This is a genomic window from Mycolicibacillus trivialis (genome assembly GCF_002102395.1).
GTDB classification, from domain to species: domain Bacteria; phylum Actinomycetota; class Actinomycetes; order Mycobacteriales; family Mycobacteriaceae; genus Mycobacterium; species Mycobacterium triviale.
Map to the genome: position 1 here is coordinate 75,380 of NZ_LQPZ01000017.1, position 14,926 is coordinate 90,305.

General features: G+C 71.9%; 11 protein-coding genes. 4 read left to right on the forward strand and 7 right to left on the reverse strand.

Features of this window, described 5'->3' with window-relative positions:
- Window position 1 precedes the first annotated feature (1 nt).
- From purN to AWC30_RS07445, 4 genes are read left to right on the forward strand one after another with little or no spacing between them, the layout of a single operon-like run.
- The gene (purN, locus tag AWC30_RS07430) at window positions 2-631 is read left to right on the forward strand and encodes a phosphoribosylglycinamide formyltransferase (protein ID WP_085109559.1); all 630 of its coding nucleotides are present in this window, start codon (window positions 2-4) and stop codon (window positions 629-631) included.
- A complete protein-coding gene (gene purH, locus AWC30_RS07435) occupies window positions 628-2,217 on the forward strand; it encodes a bifunctional phosphoribosylaminoimidazolecarboxamide formyltransferase/IMP cyclohydrolase (protein ID WP_085109560.1) in 1,590 nt (529 codons plus the stop codon). Before purN ends, purH begins: the two co-directional genes overlap by 4 nt.
- 60 nt (window positions 2,218-2,277) lie before the next feature.
- The gene (locus AWC30_RS07440; protein ID WP_372507289.1) at window positions 2,278-3,663 is read left to right on the forward strand and encodes a sigma 54-interacting transcriptional regulator; all 1,386 of its coding nucleotides are present in this window, start codon (window positions 2,278-2,280) and stop codon (window positions 3,661-3,663) included.
- Window positions 3,656-5,656 (forward strand): vWA domain-containing protein, encoded by a 2,001-nt coding sequence (locus AWC30_RS07445; RefSeq protein WP_085109562.1) that lies wholly within the window; start codon window positions 3,656-3,658, stop codon window positions 5,654-5,656. The genes AWC30_RS07440 and AWC30_RS07445 overlap by 8 nt, the downstream gene beginning before the upstream one ends.
- Before the next feature lie 150 nt (window positions 5,657-5,806).
- On the opposite strand, the gene AWC30_RS07450 is transcribed toward AWC30_RS07445, so the two are convergent.
- From AWC30_RS07450 to AWC30_RS07480, 7 genes are read right to left on the reverse strand one after another with little or no spacing between them, the layout of a single operon-like run.
- Window positions 5,807-6,394 (reverse strand): DUF1707 SHOCT-like domain-containing protein, encoded by a 588-nt coding sequence (locus AWC30_RS07450; protein ID WP_085109563.1) that lies wholly within the window; start codon window positions 6,392-6,394, stop codon window positions 5,807-5,809.
- A 60-nt stretch (window positions 6,395-6,454) separates the two neighbouring features.
- Window positions 6,455-7,243 carry an enoyl-CoA hydratase family protein gene (locus tag AWC30_RS07455; RefSeq protein ID WP_085109564.1) on the reverse strand — a complete coding sequence of 263 codons (789 nt, stop codon included), beginning with the start codon at window positions 7,241-7,243 and terminating at the stop codon, window positions 6,455-6,457.
- Window positions 7,243-8,412: an acyl-CoA dehydrogenase family protein gene (locus AWC30_RS07460; protein ID WP_085109565.1), complete on the reverse strand. Its 1,170-nt coding sequence runs from the start codon at window positions 8,410-8,412 to the stop codon at window positions 7,243-7,245. Before AWC30_RS07460 ends, AWC30_RS07455 begins: the two co-directional genes overlap by 1 nt.
- On the reverse strand, window positions 8,409-10,391 hold the full coding sequence (locus AWC30_RS07465; protein WP_085109706.1) for an ATP-binding protein: 1,983 nt from the start codon (window positions 10,389-10,391) through the stop codon (window positions 8,409-8,411). Before AWC30_RS07465 ends, AWC30_RS07460 begins: the two co-directional genes overlap by 4 nt.
- A gap of 8 nt (window positions 10,392-10,399) precedes the next feature.
- Window positions 10,400-11,995 (reverse strand): acyl-CoA carboxylase subunit beta, encoded by a 1,596-nt coding sequence (locus tag AWC30_RS07470; RefSeq protein WP_085109566.1) that lies wholly within the window; start codon window positions 11,993-11,995, stop codon window positions 10,400-10,402.
- Window positions 11,992-13,149 (reverse strand): acyl-CoA dehydrogenase family protein, encoded by a 1,158-nt coding sequence (locus tag AWC30_RS07475; protein ID WP_085109567.1) that lies wholly within the window; start codon window positions 13,147-13,149, stop codon window positions 11,992-11,994. Before AWC30_RS07475 ends, AWC30_RS07470 begins: the two co-directional genes overlap by 4 nt.
- Entirely contained in the window at window positions 13,146-14,843 is a 1,698-nt protein-coding gene (locus AWC30_RS07480; RefSeq protein WP_085109568.1) for an acyclic terpene utilization AtuA family protein, read from the reverse strand. The genes AWC30_RS07475 and AWC30_RS07480 overlap by 4 nt, the downstream gene beginning before the upstream one ends.
- Window positions 14,844-14,926 lie beyond the last annotated feature (83 nt).

Sequence of the window (14,926 nt, forward strand, 5' to 3'; positions counted from 1 at the left end):
CGTGCAGCAGCCGATCCGTGTGCCTCCCAGCGCGCCGGCCCGGCTGGTGGTGCTGGCGTCGGGAACCGGATCGCTGCTGGAGGCGCTGCTGGCCGCCGCGGTCGACGACTACCCCGCCCGGGTGGTCGCGGTCGGCGTGGACCGCGACTGCCGGGCCGTGCAGGTCGCCGAAGCCGCCGGAATACCGACGTTCACAGTCCGGCTCGCCGACCACCCAGACCGGGCCGCCTGGGACGCGGCGATCACCGCGGCCACCGCCGCCCACCACCCCGACCTGGTGGTCTCGGCAGGATTCATGAAAATCCTTGGCCCGCACTTCCTCTCCGAATTCCTCGGCCGCACCGTCAACACCCACCCGGCGCTGCTGCCCGCCTTCGCGGGCGCTCACGCCGTCGCCGATGCGCTGACCCACGGGGTGAAGGTCACCGGCTGCACCGTGCACCTGGTCGACGCGGGCACCGACACCGGGCCGATCCTGGCCCAGCAACCCGTTACGGTGTTCGACGACGACGACGAGGACAGCCTGCACGAACGCATCAAGGTGGTGGAGCGGCGACTGCTGACCGAGGTGCTGGCCGCGCTGGCGACCGGCGGCGTGACCTGGACCGGACGAAAGGCGACGATGGGATGAGCGGGGAGACGGTGGAGAACGCGGCCTCGTCACGGACACCGATCCGGCGTGCACTGATCAGCGTCTACGACAAGACCGGGCTGGTGGACCTGGCCCAGGGCCTGCACGACGCGGGCGTGGAGATCGTCTCCACCGGTTCCACAGCGAAAACCATTGCCGAGAAAGGCATTCCCGTCACCCCGGTGGAGCGGATGACCGGCTTCCCCGAGGTGCTCGACGGCCGGGTCAAGACCCTGCATCCCCGGGTGCACGCCGGGCTGCTGGCCGACCTGCGCAAGCCCGACCACGTCGCCGCCCTCGCCGACCTGGGGATCGCCGCCTTCGAACTGGTCGTGGTCAACCTGTACCCGTTCGGCGAGACCGTCGACTCCGGAGCCGAGGTCGACGAGTGCGTCGAGCAGATCGACATCGGCGGCCCGTCGATGGTGCGGGCCGCCGCGAAGAACCACCCCAGCGTGGCGGTCGTGGTCTCCCCCCTCGGCTACGACGGGGTACTGAGCGCGGTCAACGCCGGCGGCTTCACCCTCACCGAACGGAAGCGGTTGGCGGCTCTGGCCTTCCGGCACACCGCCGAATACGACGTGGCGGTGGCCAGCTGGATGGAGTCCACCCTGAGCCCCGACCCGGACCGCGGCCTCATGCCCGACTGGGTGGCCGGGACGTGGCACCGCTCCGCGGTGCTGCGCTACGGGGAGAACCCGCACCAGCAGGCGGCGCTGTACGCCGACGCCGGCGCCTGGCCCGGCCTGGCCCAGGCCGACCAGCTGCACGGCAAGGAGATGTCCTACAACAACTACACCGACGCCGACGCCGCCTGGCGTGCCGCGTTCGACCATGAGCAGACCTGCGTGGCGATCATCAAGCACGCCAACCCGTGCGGGATCGCGGTCTCGTCGACCTCGGTGGCCGACGCCCACCGCAAAGCCCACGACTGCGACCCGCTGAGCGCCTTCGGCGGCGTCATCGCCGCCAACACCGCGGTCAGCGTCGAGATGGCGGAATACGTCTCGACCATCTTCACCGAGGTCATCGTCGCCCCGGCTTATGAGCCCGGTGCGGTGGAGGTGCTGGCCCGCAAGAAGAACATCCGCGTGCTGGTGGTCTCCGAGCCGCTGCGCGGCGGCGCCGAGTGGCGCCAGATCAGCGGCGGACTGCTGGTCCAGCAGCGCGACGACCTCACCGACGCCGGCGACGACCCGGCGAATTGGACGCTGGCCGCCGGCGCGGCCGCCGACGACACCACCCGCGCCGACCTGGTGTTCGCCTGGCGCACCTGCCGGTCGGTGAAGTCCAACGCGATCGTGATCGCCGCCGACGGCGCCACCGTCGGCGTGGGCATGGGACAGGTCAACCGGGTGGACGCGGCCCGGCTCGCCGTCGAGCGCGGCGGGCAGCGGGTGGCCGGCGCGGTCGCCGCCTCCGACGCGTTCTTCCCATTCCCCGACGGCCTGCAAACCCTCGCCGACGCCGGAGTCCGGGCTATCGTGCACCCGGGCGGCTCGGTCCGCGACGAGGAGGTGACCGCCGCCGCCGAGGCCGCGGGCGTCACCCTCTATCTGACCGGGGCGCGCCACTTCGCGCACTGAGGAAACCCGCCCGACCACGGGTGATCGACGCGGCACCGCATCCCGCCGTAGGTTGGTGTGGTGGCCGCACCTGATTTCGCTCCCCGCACCACCGTCGGCGAACTCCGCGCCGCCGGTCATCGCCAGCGCACCGTCAAAGAAGAGCTCCGCGAGAACCTGCTGACCGCCCTCGCCAACGGCGAGGAGATCTGGCCCGGCATCCTCGGCTTCGACGACACCGTGCTGCCGCAACTGGAACGGGCACTTATCGCCGGCCACGACTTCGTGTTGCTCGGCGAGCGCGGGCAGGGCAAGACCCGGCTGCTGCGCGCGGTGGCCGGGCTGCTCGACGAATGGACCCCGGTGATCGCCGACGCCGAACTCGACGAGCACCCCTACACACCGATCACCCCGGAGTCGATCCGCCGGGCCGAGGAACTCGGCGACGACCTGCCGGTCGCCTGGCGACACCGCAGCGAGCGCTATACCGAGAAGCTCGCCACCCCCGACACCAGCGTCGCCGACCTGGTCGGCGACATCGACCCGATCAAGGTCGCCGAGGGCCGCAGCCTCGGCGACCCCGAGACCATCGCCTACGGGTTGATCCCGCGCTCCCACCGCGGCATCGTCGCCGTCAACGAGCTGCCCGACCTGGCCGAACGCATCCAGGTGGCGATGCTCAACGTCATGGAGGAACGCGACATCCAGGTCCGCGGCTACACCCTGCGGCTGCCGCTGGACGTTCTCGTGGTGGCCAGCGCCAACCCGGAGGACTACACCAACCGGGGCCGGATCATCACCCCGCTCAAGGACCGGTTCGGCGCGGAGATCCGCACCCACTACCCGCTGGAACTCGACGCCGAGGTCGGCGTCATCGCCCAGGAGGCCCACCTCAGCGCCCCGGTCCCCGACCACCTGCTGGCGATCATCGCCCGGTTCACCCGCAGCCTGCGCGACTCGCGCGCCATCGACCAGCGCTCCGGGGTCTCCGCGCGGTTCTCCATCGCCGCCGCCGAGACCGTCGCCGCGGCCGCGCGGCACCGCGGCGCGCTGCTGGGCGAGACCGATCCGGTGGCCCGGGTGGTCGACCTGGGCACCGTCATCGACGTGCTGCGCGGAAAGCTGGAATTCGAAACCGGCGAGGAGGGCCGCGAACTCGCGGTGCTCGAGCACCTGCTGCGCCGGGCCACCGCCGACGCGGCCGCCGCCGCGCTCGGCGGCATCGACGTGGCGCCGCTGGTCACCGCCGTCGAGGAGGGATCGGTGGTGACCACCGGGGAGCGGGTGTCGGCCAAGGCGGTGCTGGCCGCGCTGCCGCAACTGCCGGTGCTCGACGCCATCGCCGAGCGGCTCGGCGCCGAGTCCGAAGGTGAGCGCGCCGCCGCGGTGGAATTGGCGCTGGAGGCGCTGTACCTGGCCAAACGCATCGACAAGCAGTCCGGGGACGGCGAAACCGTCTATGGCTGAACCGGGTCGCGCCCACTCGCTGCGCTACTCCGCCTACACCGGCGGGCCGGACCCGCTGGCGCCGCCGCTGGACCTGCGCGACGCCCTGGAACAGATCGGCCAGGACGTGATGGCCGGCGCGTCGCCGCGGCGCGCGCTCGCCGAACTGCTGCGGCGCGGCACCTCGAGCATGGCCGGCACCGACAGCCTGGCCGCCGAGGCGCACCGGCGGCGCCGCGACCTGCTGCGCCACAACAACCTCGACGGCACCCTGGCCGAGATCAAGAAGCTGCTCGACGAGGCGGTGCTGGCCGAGCGCAAGGAACTGGCCCGCGCCCTCGACGACGACGCCCGCTTCCAGGAGATGCAGATCTCGGCGCTCTCGCCGTCCCCGGCCAAGGCGGTGCAGGAACTCGCCGACTACTCCTGGCGGTCGGCGGAGGCCCGGGAGAAATACCAGCAGATCAGCGATCTGCTGGGCCGGGAGATGCTCGACCAGCGGTTCGCCGGGATGAAAGAGGCGCTGCAGGGCGCCACCGACGCCGACCGGCAGCGGGTCGCCGAGATGCTCGACGACCTCAACGACCTGCTGGACAAACACGCCCGCGGCGAGGACACCGCCGACGACTTCGACGACTTCATGGCCCGCCACGGCGAGTTCTTCCCGGAGAACCCGCGCAACATCGATGAGCTGCTGGACTCGCTGGCCAAACGCGCCGCCGCGGCGCAACGCTTCCGCAACAGCCTCTCCGCCGAGCAGCGCGCCGAACTGGACGCGCTGGCGATGCAGGCGTTCGGCTCCCCGGCGCTGCAGCAGTCGCTGGCCCGCCTGGACGCCCACCTGCAATCCGCGCGTCCCGGCGAGGACTGGCAGGGCAGCGCGGAGTTCTCCGGGGACAACCCGCTGGGCATGGGGGAGGGGGCGCAGGCGCTGGCCGACATCGGTGAGCTCGAGCAACTCGCCGAGCAACTGTCCCAGGCCTACCCGGGCGCCAGCATGGACGACGTCGACCTGGAGGCACTGGCCCGCCAGCTCGGCGACCAGGCCGCCGTGGACGCGGCCACCCTGGCCGAACTGGAACGCGCCCTGGTCAACCAGGGCTTCTTCGACCGCACCCCGGACGGGCAGTGGCGGCTGTCCCCGAAGGCGATGCGCCGGCTGGGCCAGACCGCCCTGCAGGACGTGGCCCGGCAGCTGACCGGACGCCGCGGCGAGCGTGACCACCGCCGCGCCGGGGCGGCCGGCGAGTTGACCGGCGCGACCCGCCCCTGGCAGTTCGGCGACACCGAGCCGTGGAACGTGGCGCGCACCCTGACCAACGCGGTGCTGCGCCAGGCCGGCACCCCCGGGGGGAGCGGGCCGGGTGTGCGGATCAGCGTCGACGACGTGGAGATCTCCGAGACCGAGACCCGCACCCAGGCGGCGGTGGCGCTGCTGGTGGACACGTCGTTCTCGATGGTGATGGAGAACCGGTGGGTGCCGATGAAACGCACCGCGCTGGCGCTGAACCACCTCATCTCCACCCGGTTCCGGTCGGACGCGTTGCAGATCATCGCGTTCGGCCGTTACGCGCGCACCGTCACCCCGGCCGAACTGATGGGCCTGGAGGGCATCTACGAGCAGGGCACCAACCTGCACCACGCGCTGGCATTGGCCGGGCGGCACCTGCGCAGGCATCCGGCCGCCCAGCCGGTGGTGCTGGTGGTCACCGACGGCGAGCCCACCGCGCACCTGGAGGGCCCGGTCGGGCCCGGCGGCGACGGGGCGGAGTCGGCGGTGTTCTTCGACTACCCGCCGCACCCGCGCACGGTCGGGCTGACGGTGCGCGGCTTCGACGAGATCGCCCGGCTGGGCACCCAGGTGACGATCTTCCGGCTCGGCGACGACCCCGGCCTGGCCCGCTTCATCGACCAGGTCGCCCGTCGGGTGCACGGGCGGGTGGTGGTGCCCGACGAGGACGGGCTGGGCGCGGCCGTCGTCGGCGACTATCTGCGGGCGAGGCGGCGGGGATAGCGCCGGCCTGCGAGCCCCGGCCGCGTCGGCCGGCCCCGGCGGTTAGCCCCGTCCGCTCCCCCCGGCGCTCACCGAGCGTGTACAGGCTGCGAAAAACCGCGCCGGATTTCGCAGTGGGTGCACGTTGGGCGAGGGGGCTAGGCGAGGGGGCTAGGGGATGTCGCCGCTGCGGCCACGCTTCTTGCGCTTGACGCCGACCTGGCCCCACAGCGCGACACCCTTGATCTTCACCGTCGGCGCGCCGGGGGTGCCCGCGCCGGCCGCGCCGTGCTCGAAGTTCCCCATCACGCCGTGACCGGTGATCTCGACGTTGACCTCCGGCGGCACCAGGATCGTCTGGCCGCCCATGATCGAGTACGCGTTGATCTCCACCTCCGCGGAGGTGAAGTCGGCATAGCGCAGGTCGACGACCCCGCCGCCCCACAGGGCCAGCGTGGTGAGCCGGTGCGGCACGTTCCAGCGGCCGCGCCGCTGGAACCCGCTGAAGATCGCCAGCAGCAGCGTCGACGGCGCTGGTCTGGCCTCTCCGCACGGCCGGTGCGAGCCCAGCGTCCCGGGCAGATCGGAGCTGACCCGGTCGAGCTCGTCGTAGGTCTGCGCTGCATAGGCTTTCGACAACCGGTCGCGGTACTCGTTTTCCGGCAGACGGCCCTGTGCGGCGGCCTCGGTGAGCAGCTGCGCGACGTGAAACCGGTCGGTGTCACCGGCGCGCGGGCGGGGCTGCTCTGACGTGCTCATCGGCCCACAGCCTACGACAAACCGGCGGCAGGCAGCCGCGGACCGGCGAAACCGGCCGGGTCAGTCGCCGGCGGGCGGCGCCCAGCGCGGCGGGCGCTTCTGCAGGAACGCCAGCATGCCCTCCTGGGCCTCCTCGGAGACGAACAGCCGGGCCGACTCCGCCGCGAGCCGGTCGGCGTCGGCGTCGAAACCGGCCAGGATCGCGGCGGTGGTCAGCGCCTTGGAGGCGGCCAGACCCTGCGGGGAGGCGCGGCGCAGCGCCGCGGTCAGCTCGGCGACCGCGGCGTCCACCCCGCCCGCCCCGTCGGCGGTCAGAGTCACCAGCCCGATCCGGGTGGCCTCGGCCGCGTCGAAGGTCTCCCCGGTCAGGTAGTAGCGCCCCGCCGACCGGGCCGACATCTTCGGCAGCAGGGTCAGCGAGATGATTGCCGGGGCCACCCCGATCCGTGCCTCGGTCAGCCCGAACGTGCTGGCCGGCCCGGCCACCGCGATGTCGCACGCGCCGACCAGCCCCATCCCGCCGGCGCGGACGTGGCCGTCGACGGCGGCGATCACCGGCAGCGGCGCCGTCACGATCGCCCGCAGCAGCGCCGCGAGCTCGCGGGCCCGCTCGGCGGCTAGTTCGGCCGGATCGCCGCCGGCGGCCTGCGCGAGGTCCGCGCCGGCGCAGAACGTGTTGCCGGTGTGGGCCAGCACCACCGCACGGACGTCGTCGTCGGCGGCAGCGTCACGCAGGCCGCGGTGCAGGGCCTCGACCAACCCGGTGGACAGCGCGTTGCGGTTGTGCGGGGAGTTCAGGGTCAGCCGGGCGACCCCGTCGGCCACCGCGTAATCGACGGGGCTGTCCATCAGTACGACCGGGGCAGGCCCAGCGAGGTCTGCGCGACGAAGTTGAGGATCATCTCCCGGCTCACCGGCGCGATCCGCGCCAGCCGGGAGGAGGTGACCGCGGCCGCGATCCCGTACTCCTTGGTCAACCCGTTGCCGCCGAGGGACTGCACGGCCTGGTCCACCGCGCGGGTCGAGGCCTCACCGGCGGCGTACTTGGCCATGTTGGCGGCCTCGGCGGCGCCCACGTCGTCACCGCTGTCATAGAGGGCGGCGGCCTTCTGCATCATCACCTTCGCCAGCTCGATCTCGATGTGGTTGGCGGCCAGCGGGTGCGACAGCCCTTGGTGCGAGCCGATCGGCGTCTTCCACACCTGGCGGGTCTTGACGTAGTCGACGGCCTTGTTGATCGCGAAGCGGCCCATCCCCACCGCGCTGGCCGCGCCCATGATGCGCTCCGGGTTCAGCCCGGCGAACAGTTGCGCGATCGCGGCGTCCTCGGAGCCGACCAGCGCGTCACCGGGCAGCCGCACCTCGTCGAGGAAGACCTGGAACTGCCGCTCCGGGCTGACCAGTTCCATCTCGATCGGGGTGTAGGTCAGCCCCGGCGTGTCGGTGGGGACGACGAACAGCGCCGGCTTGAGGTTGCCGGTCTTGGCCTCCTCGGTGCGGCCCACCACCAGCACGGCCTGCGCCTGGTCGATCCCGGAGATGAACACCTTCTGCCCGGACAGGATCCAGTCGGCGCCGTCGCGGCGCGCGGTGGTGGTGATGCGGTGCGAGTTGGAGCCGGCATCGGGCTCGGTGATCGCGAACGCCATCGTCAGCGAGCCGTCGGCGATGCCGGGCAGCCAGCGCTGCTTCTGCTCGTCGGTGCCGAACTTGGCGATGATGGTGCCGTTGATCGCCGGGGAGACGACCATCATCAGCAACGCGCAGCCGTTCGCGGCCATCTCCTCCATCACCAACGACAGCTCGTACATGCCGGCGCCGCCACCGCCGTACTCCTCGGGCAGGTTCACCCCGAGGAAGCCGAGCTTGCCCGCCTCGTCCCACAACTCGTCGGTGTGCTGGCCGGCGCGGGCCTTGCCCAGGTAGTAATCCTGTCCGTAGTTGGCCGCCATCGCCGCGACGGCCTCGCGCAGCGCGCGACGCTCCTCGTTCTCGATGAAGCTGGTGTCGACGCTCATTGGGGGTCTCCTTCTGTTTCGGGGGTCTCTACCCGGGCCAGGACGGTCCCGACGTCCACTTGGGTGCCTGGCCCGACGTGCAATTCGGCGAGCACACCGTCGCTCGGCGCGGTGATGGTGTGCTCCATTTTCATCGCCTCCAGCCACACCAGTGGCTGGCCGGCTGTCACGGTGTCGCCGACGTCCGCGCCGACGCGCAGCACGCTGCCGGGCATCGGCGCGACCAGCGATCCCGGCTCGACCTCGGTGCCCGGCTCGGGTAGCCGCGGCACCACCGTGAACGCAGCCGCGCCAAGCGGAGAGTCGACGTACACCCGGGTTCCGTTGCGCACCACCGCGAAACCGCGTGCCACCCCGGCGTCGTCGGCAAGCACGACCCGCTGCGGGTCGGCCGACACCACGGTGATCGTGTCGTCGTCGGGCAGGTGCACCCCGTCGGGCAGGTGCCGGTACTCGACGCGGTGCTCGGTGTCGGCGGCGTCGCGGTAGATCTTGACCTGGTTGCCTGCGGCGAGGTTGCGCCAACCGCTGGGGATGCCGGCGAACACGGTGGCGTTGGCCCGGTTGTGCTCCGCGTCGGCCAGCGCGGCGGCCACCGCGGACAGGCGCACCGCGGCGTCATCGGCCAACGGGGCGGCCAGTCCGGCCAGACCGTGGGTCGCGAAGAACGCGGTGTCGGTGTCGCCGGCCAAGAAGGCGGGGTGGCGCAGCACATTGACCAGCAGGTCGCGGTTGGTGTGCACGCCGTGGATCCGGGTGCGCGCCAACGCGTCCGCGAGCACCAGCGCCGCGCGGCGCCGCTGCGGCGCGTAGACGATCACCTTCGCCAGCATCGGGTCGTAGTGGATCGAGACCACCGACCCGGCGGTGAAGCCGGCGTCGAGCCGGATCCCGGTCCGCTGGTGCAGTGAGCCGAACCGGGCGGCCACACCGGGCACGTCGAAGGCGTGGATGAGGCCGGCCTGCGGCTGCCAGTCCCGGGCAGGGTCTTCGGCGTAGATGCGGGCCTCGATCGAATGGCCCCGCGCGGGTGGCGGTTCGGGGTCCAGCCGGGCGCCGTCGGCGACGGCCAGCTGCCACTCCACCAGGTCGACGCCGGTGGTCTCCTCGGTGACGGGGTGCTCGACCTGCAGCCGGGTGTTCATCTCCAGGAAGAAGAACTCACCGTTCTCGTCGGCGAGGAACTCCACCGTGCCCGCGCCGGTGTAGCCGATTGCGGTCGCGGCCAGGCGCGCCGCGGTGAACAGCCGCTCGCGCATCCCGGTGATCCGCTCCACCAGCGGCGACGGGGCTTCCTCGATGATCTTCTGGTGCCTGCGCTGGATCGAGCACTCCCGTTCGCCGACGGCCCATACGGTGCCGTGCTCGTCGGCGAGGATCTGCACCTCGATGTGCCTGCCGGTGGGCAGGTAGCGCTCGCAGAAGACCGTCGGGTCGCCGAACGCGGCGCCGGCCTCCCGGCTCGCGGCCGCCACCTCGCCGGCCAGGTCGGACAGGTCGTGCACCACCCGCATGCCGCGGCCCCCGCCACCGGCGGAGGCCTTGACCAGCACCGGGAGTTCTGCCTGGGTGACCGAGTCCGGGTCGAGTTCCTCGAGCACCGGCACCCCGGCGTCGGCCATCATCTTCTTGGCCTCGATCTTCGAGCCCATGGCCCGCACCGCCGCGACGGGCGGTCCGATCCAGGTCAGGCCGGCATCGATCACCGCCGCCGCGAATTCGGGGTTCTCCGAGAGGAATCCGTAGCCGGGGTGGATGGCGTCGGCGCCGGCGGAGCGGGCCGCGGCGATGATCTCCTCGATCGACAGGTAGCTGGTGACGGCGGAGAGCCGCACCGCGGCATCGGCTTCGGCGACGTGCGGGGCGTCGGCGTCGGGGTCGGTGTAGACCGCGACGGTCCCCACACCGAGCCGGCGGCAGGTGGCGAAGACCCGGCGGGCGATCTCACCGCGGTTGGCGACCAGGACAGTGGAAATCATGTTCGCGCTCACATCCGGAAGACGCCGAAGTTCGACGTCCCCTCGATCGGGCCATTGGCGATGGCGGACAGGCACATTCCCAACACGGTGCGGGTGTCGCGGGGGTCGATCACCCCGTCGTCGTAGAGCCGGCCGGACAGGAACATCGGCAGCGACTCGGCTTCGATCTGCGCCTCGATCGCGGCGCGCAGGGCCGCGTCGGCGTCCTCGTCGACCTCCTGCCCGCGGGCGGCCGCGGCGGCGCGGCTGACGATCGAGATCACCCCGGCCAGCTGCGCCCCGCCCATCACCGCGGCCTTCGCCGACGGCCAGGCGAACAGGAACCGCGGGTCATAGGCCCGTCCGCACATGCCGTAGTGCCCGGCCCCGTAGGAGGCGCCGATCAGCAGCGACAGATGCGGGACCGTCGAGTTGGACACGGCGTTGATCATCATCGAGCCGTGCTTGATCATCCCGCCTTCCTCATAGGCGCGACCCACCATGTAGCCGGTTGTGTTGTGCAGGAACAGCAGTGGCGTGTCGGCGCGGTTGGCCAACTGGATGAACTGGGTCGCCTTCTGCGACTCCTCGGAGAACAGCACACCGCGCGCGTTCGCCAGGATCCCCAGCGGATAACCGTGCAGGGTCGCCCAGCCGGTGACCAGCGACGAACCGTACATCGGTTTGAACTCGTCGAACTCCGAGCCGTCGACGATGCGGGCGATGACCTCCCGCGGGTCGAACGGGGTGCGCAGGTCGGCGGGCACGATCCCGAGCAACTCGGCCGGGTCGGCCAGCGGCGGGACCACCGGACGCGGGGCCGGACCCAGTTTGCGCCAGTTCAGCCGGGCCACGATCCGCCGGCCGATCCGCAGGGCGTCGGGCTCGTCGACGGCGAAATAGTCGGCCAGACCGGAGGTCCGGGCGTGCATCTCCGCACCGCCCAGCGACTCGTCGTCGGACTCCTCGCCGGTGGCCATCTTCACCAGCGGCGGACCGGCGAGGAACACCTTGGAGCGTTCCTTGATCATCACGACGTGGTCGGACATGCCGGGCACGTAGGCGCCGCCCGCGGTGGAGTTGCCGAACACCAGCGCGATGGTGGGGATGCCGGCGGCCGACAGCCGGGTGAGGTCCCGGAACATCTGTCCGCCGGGGATGAAGACTTCTTTCTGAGTGGGCAGATCCGCGCCGCCGGACTCCACCAGCGAGATCACCGGCAGCCGATTCTCCAGCGCGATCTTGTTGGCCCGCAGGATCTTCCGCAACGTCCACGGGTTGGAGGTGCCGCCTTTGACGGTCGGGTCGTTGGCGACGATCATGCACTCCACGCCGGAGACGGCGCCGATCCCGGTGACCAGGCTGGCACCGACCTGGAAGTCGCTGCCCCACGCGGCGAGCGGGGAGAGTTCCAGGAACGGCGAGTCCGGGTCGATGAGGAGCTCGATGCGCTCGCGGGCGGTGAGCTTGCCGCGGGAGTGGTGCCGCTCCACGTATTTGGCGCCGCCACCGCCCAGCGCCTTGGCGTGCTCGTCGGCGAGCCCGACGAGCTTGGCGGTCATCGCCTCGGCGGCCTCGGTGTAGGCGGGCCCGGCGGTGTCGACGGCGGACTGCAACACGGTCATGACTGGAACCCCAGGGTCTTGGCGGCCAGCGAGGTCAGGATCTCGGTGGTGCCGCCGCCGATGCCGATGATGCGCATGTCGCGGTACTGGCGCTCGACCTCGCACTCGGTCATGTAGCCCATCCCGCCGAACAGCTGCACGGCCTGGTGGGCCACCCACTCCCCGGCCTCCACGGCGGTGTTCTTGGCGAAGCAGACCTCGGCGATCAGGTTCTGCTCCCCGGCGAGCTGGCGTTCCACCACGTGGCGGGCGTAGACCCGGGCGACGTCGATGCGCCGGGCCATCTCCGCGAGCGTGTTCTGCACGGCCTGCCGGGAGATCAGCGGGCGGCCGAAGGTCTCCCGGTCGCGGCACCAGGCCGCGGTGAGGTCCAGGCAGCGTTGCGCGCTGGAGTAGGCCTGCGCGGCCAGGCCGATGCGTTCGGCGACGAACGCCGCCGCGATCTGCAGGAAACCGCTGTTCTCGGCGCCGACCAGGTTGGTTCTGGGCACCACCGCGTCGGTGTAGGACAGCTCGGCGGTGTCCGACGACCGCCAGCCCATCTTGTCCAGTTTGCGGGTGACCTCGAAGCCCGGCGTGCCCTTCTCCACCACCAGCAGCGACACCCCGGACGCGCCGGGCAACTCGGCGCCGCCGGTGCGCACCGCGGTCACCACGTAGTCGGCGCGCACCCCGGAGGTGATGTAGGTCTTGGCGCCGTTGACCACGTAGCGGTCGCCGTCCGCGACCGCGGTGGTGCGCAGGTGGCCGACGTCGGAGCCGCCACCTGGCTCGGTGATGGCCAGCGATCCGATCAGTTCGCCGCGCAGGGTGGGGCGCACGAACCGGTCGATGAGCCCGGCGTCGCCGGAGGCGATCATGTGCGGTACCGAGATCCCGCAGGTGAACAGCGAGGCGAACACGCCGCCGGGCGCGCCTGCGGTGTGCATCTCCTCGCAGATGACCACCGCGTCGGCGCCGTCGCCCCCGCCGCCGCCGACCTCCTCGGGGAAACCGGCGCCGAGCAGCCCGGCCTCGCCGGCCTTGCGGTGCAGGTCGCGCGGCAGTTCGCCGGTGCGTTCCCACTCGTCGGCGTGCGGCAGGATCTCGCGTTCGACGAAGCCGCGCACCGTTTTGCGCAACGCCGCGCGTTCGGGAGTGGTCCAGATGCTCACGACAGCAGTTCCTCCGGGATGTCGATGTGGCGGCTGCGCAGCCATTCGCCGAGGCCCTTGGCCTGCGGGTCGAAGCGGGCCTGGTAGGCCACGCCCTGGCCGAGGATGCCGTCGACGACGAAGTTGACGGCGCGCAGATTGGGCAGCAGGTGGCGGGTGACGGGCAGGTCGGCGGTCTCGGGCAGCAACCCGCGCAGCGCCGCCTCGGTGAGGGTGTGGGCCAGCCAGCGGTACTGGTCGTCGGTGCGCACCCAGACCCCGATATTGGCCGAGCCGCCCTTGTCGCCGCTGCGGGCGCCGGCGATGCGGCCCAGCGGGACCCGCCGGGTCGGTCCGGCCGGCAACGGCTCGGGCAGTGCCGGGGGATCGGCCGGCCCGAGTTCGAGGGTGTCGGTGGCCGCGGCGATGTCGGTGCGGGTGCCGTCCGGGCCGACGGCGACGTGCGGGACTTCGCTCGCCGCGACGTAGCCGGGCGTGTAGACCCCGAAGATCTGGCCGGCGGCCGGGGGAGCGGTGACGTGGAAGCCGGGGTAGCTGGCCAGGGCCAACTCGATCCCCGCGCCGGAGAAGGCGCGACCGACCTTGTCCGGGTCGGTGTCGCGGGCCACACAGTGCAGCAGCGCGCTGGCGGCCTCCTCGGTGTCGGCGTCGGGGTGGTCGGTGCGGGCCAGGGTCCACTCCAGTTCGGCGGGCCGCACCGACAGCCCGGCCTCCAACTGGCGGCGCAGCAGGTCGGCCTTGGCCTCGATGTCCAGCCCGGTGAGCACGAAGGTCATCGCGTTCCGGAACCCACCGATGCTGTTCAGCGAGACCTTCAGCGTGGGCGGCGGCGGCTCCCCGGTGACCCCGCTGATACGGACCCGGTCGGGGCCGTCGTCGGTCAACGCGATGCTGTCCATCCGGGCGGTGACGTCGGGGTTGGCGTAGCGCGCCCCGGTGACCTCGTAGAGCAGTTGGGCGGTGACGGTGTCGACGCTGACCAGCCCACCGGTGCCGGGGTGTTTGGTGATGACCGAGGAGCCGTCGGCGTGGATCTCGGCGAGCGGGAAGCCGATGTGCATCAGGTCGGGCACCTCGGTGAAGAACGCGTAGTTGCCGCCGGTGGCCTGCGCGCCGCACTCGATGACGTGACCGGCCACCACCGCACCGGCCAACCGGTCGTAATCGGTGCGGGCCCAGCCGAAGTGGGCGGCGGCCGGCCCGACGATGACCGAGGCGTCGGTGACGCGGCCGGTGACGACCACGTCGGCGCCGGAGTGCAGGCAGTCGGCGATCCCCCACCCGCCCAGGTAGGCGTTGGCGGTCAGCGGGGTGCCCAGGTCCAGTTCGGCGGCGCGGTCCAGCAGGTCGTCACCCTCGACGTGGGCCACCCGGGCGGGGACACCGAGCCGCTCGGCGAGCGCGCGCACCGCCTCGGCCAGCCCGGCCGGGTTCAGCCCGCCGGCGTTGGCGACGATCTTCACCCCGCGGTCGTGGGCGAGACCCAGGCACTCCTCCAGCTGGGTCAAAAACGTCTTGGCGTAGCCGCGTTCGGGGTGTTTGGCCCGGTCGCGGCCGAGGATCAACATGGTCAGTTCGGCCAGGTAGTCGCCGGTCAGGTAGTCCAACTCGCCGCCGGTGAGCATCTCGCGCATGGCCGAGTGCCGGTCGCCGTAGAAACCCGAGCAGTTCCCGATGCGAACCGCAGCCGTCATTCCCCGCCTCCCTCAAGGCTCGATCAACCAACCGGTAGGTTAGCGCGGACCGCCGGTACCGAGTCAAGCCGTGTCGCGGAGCC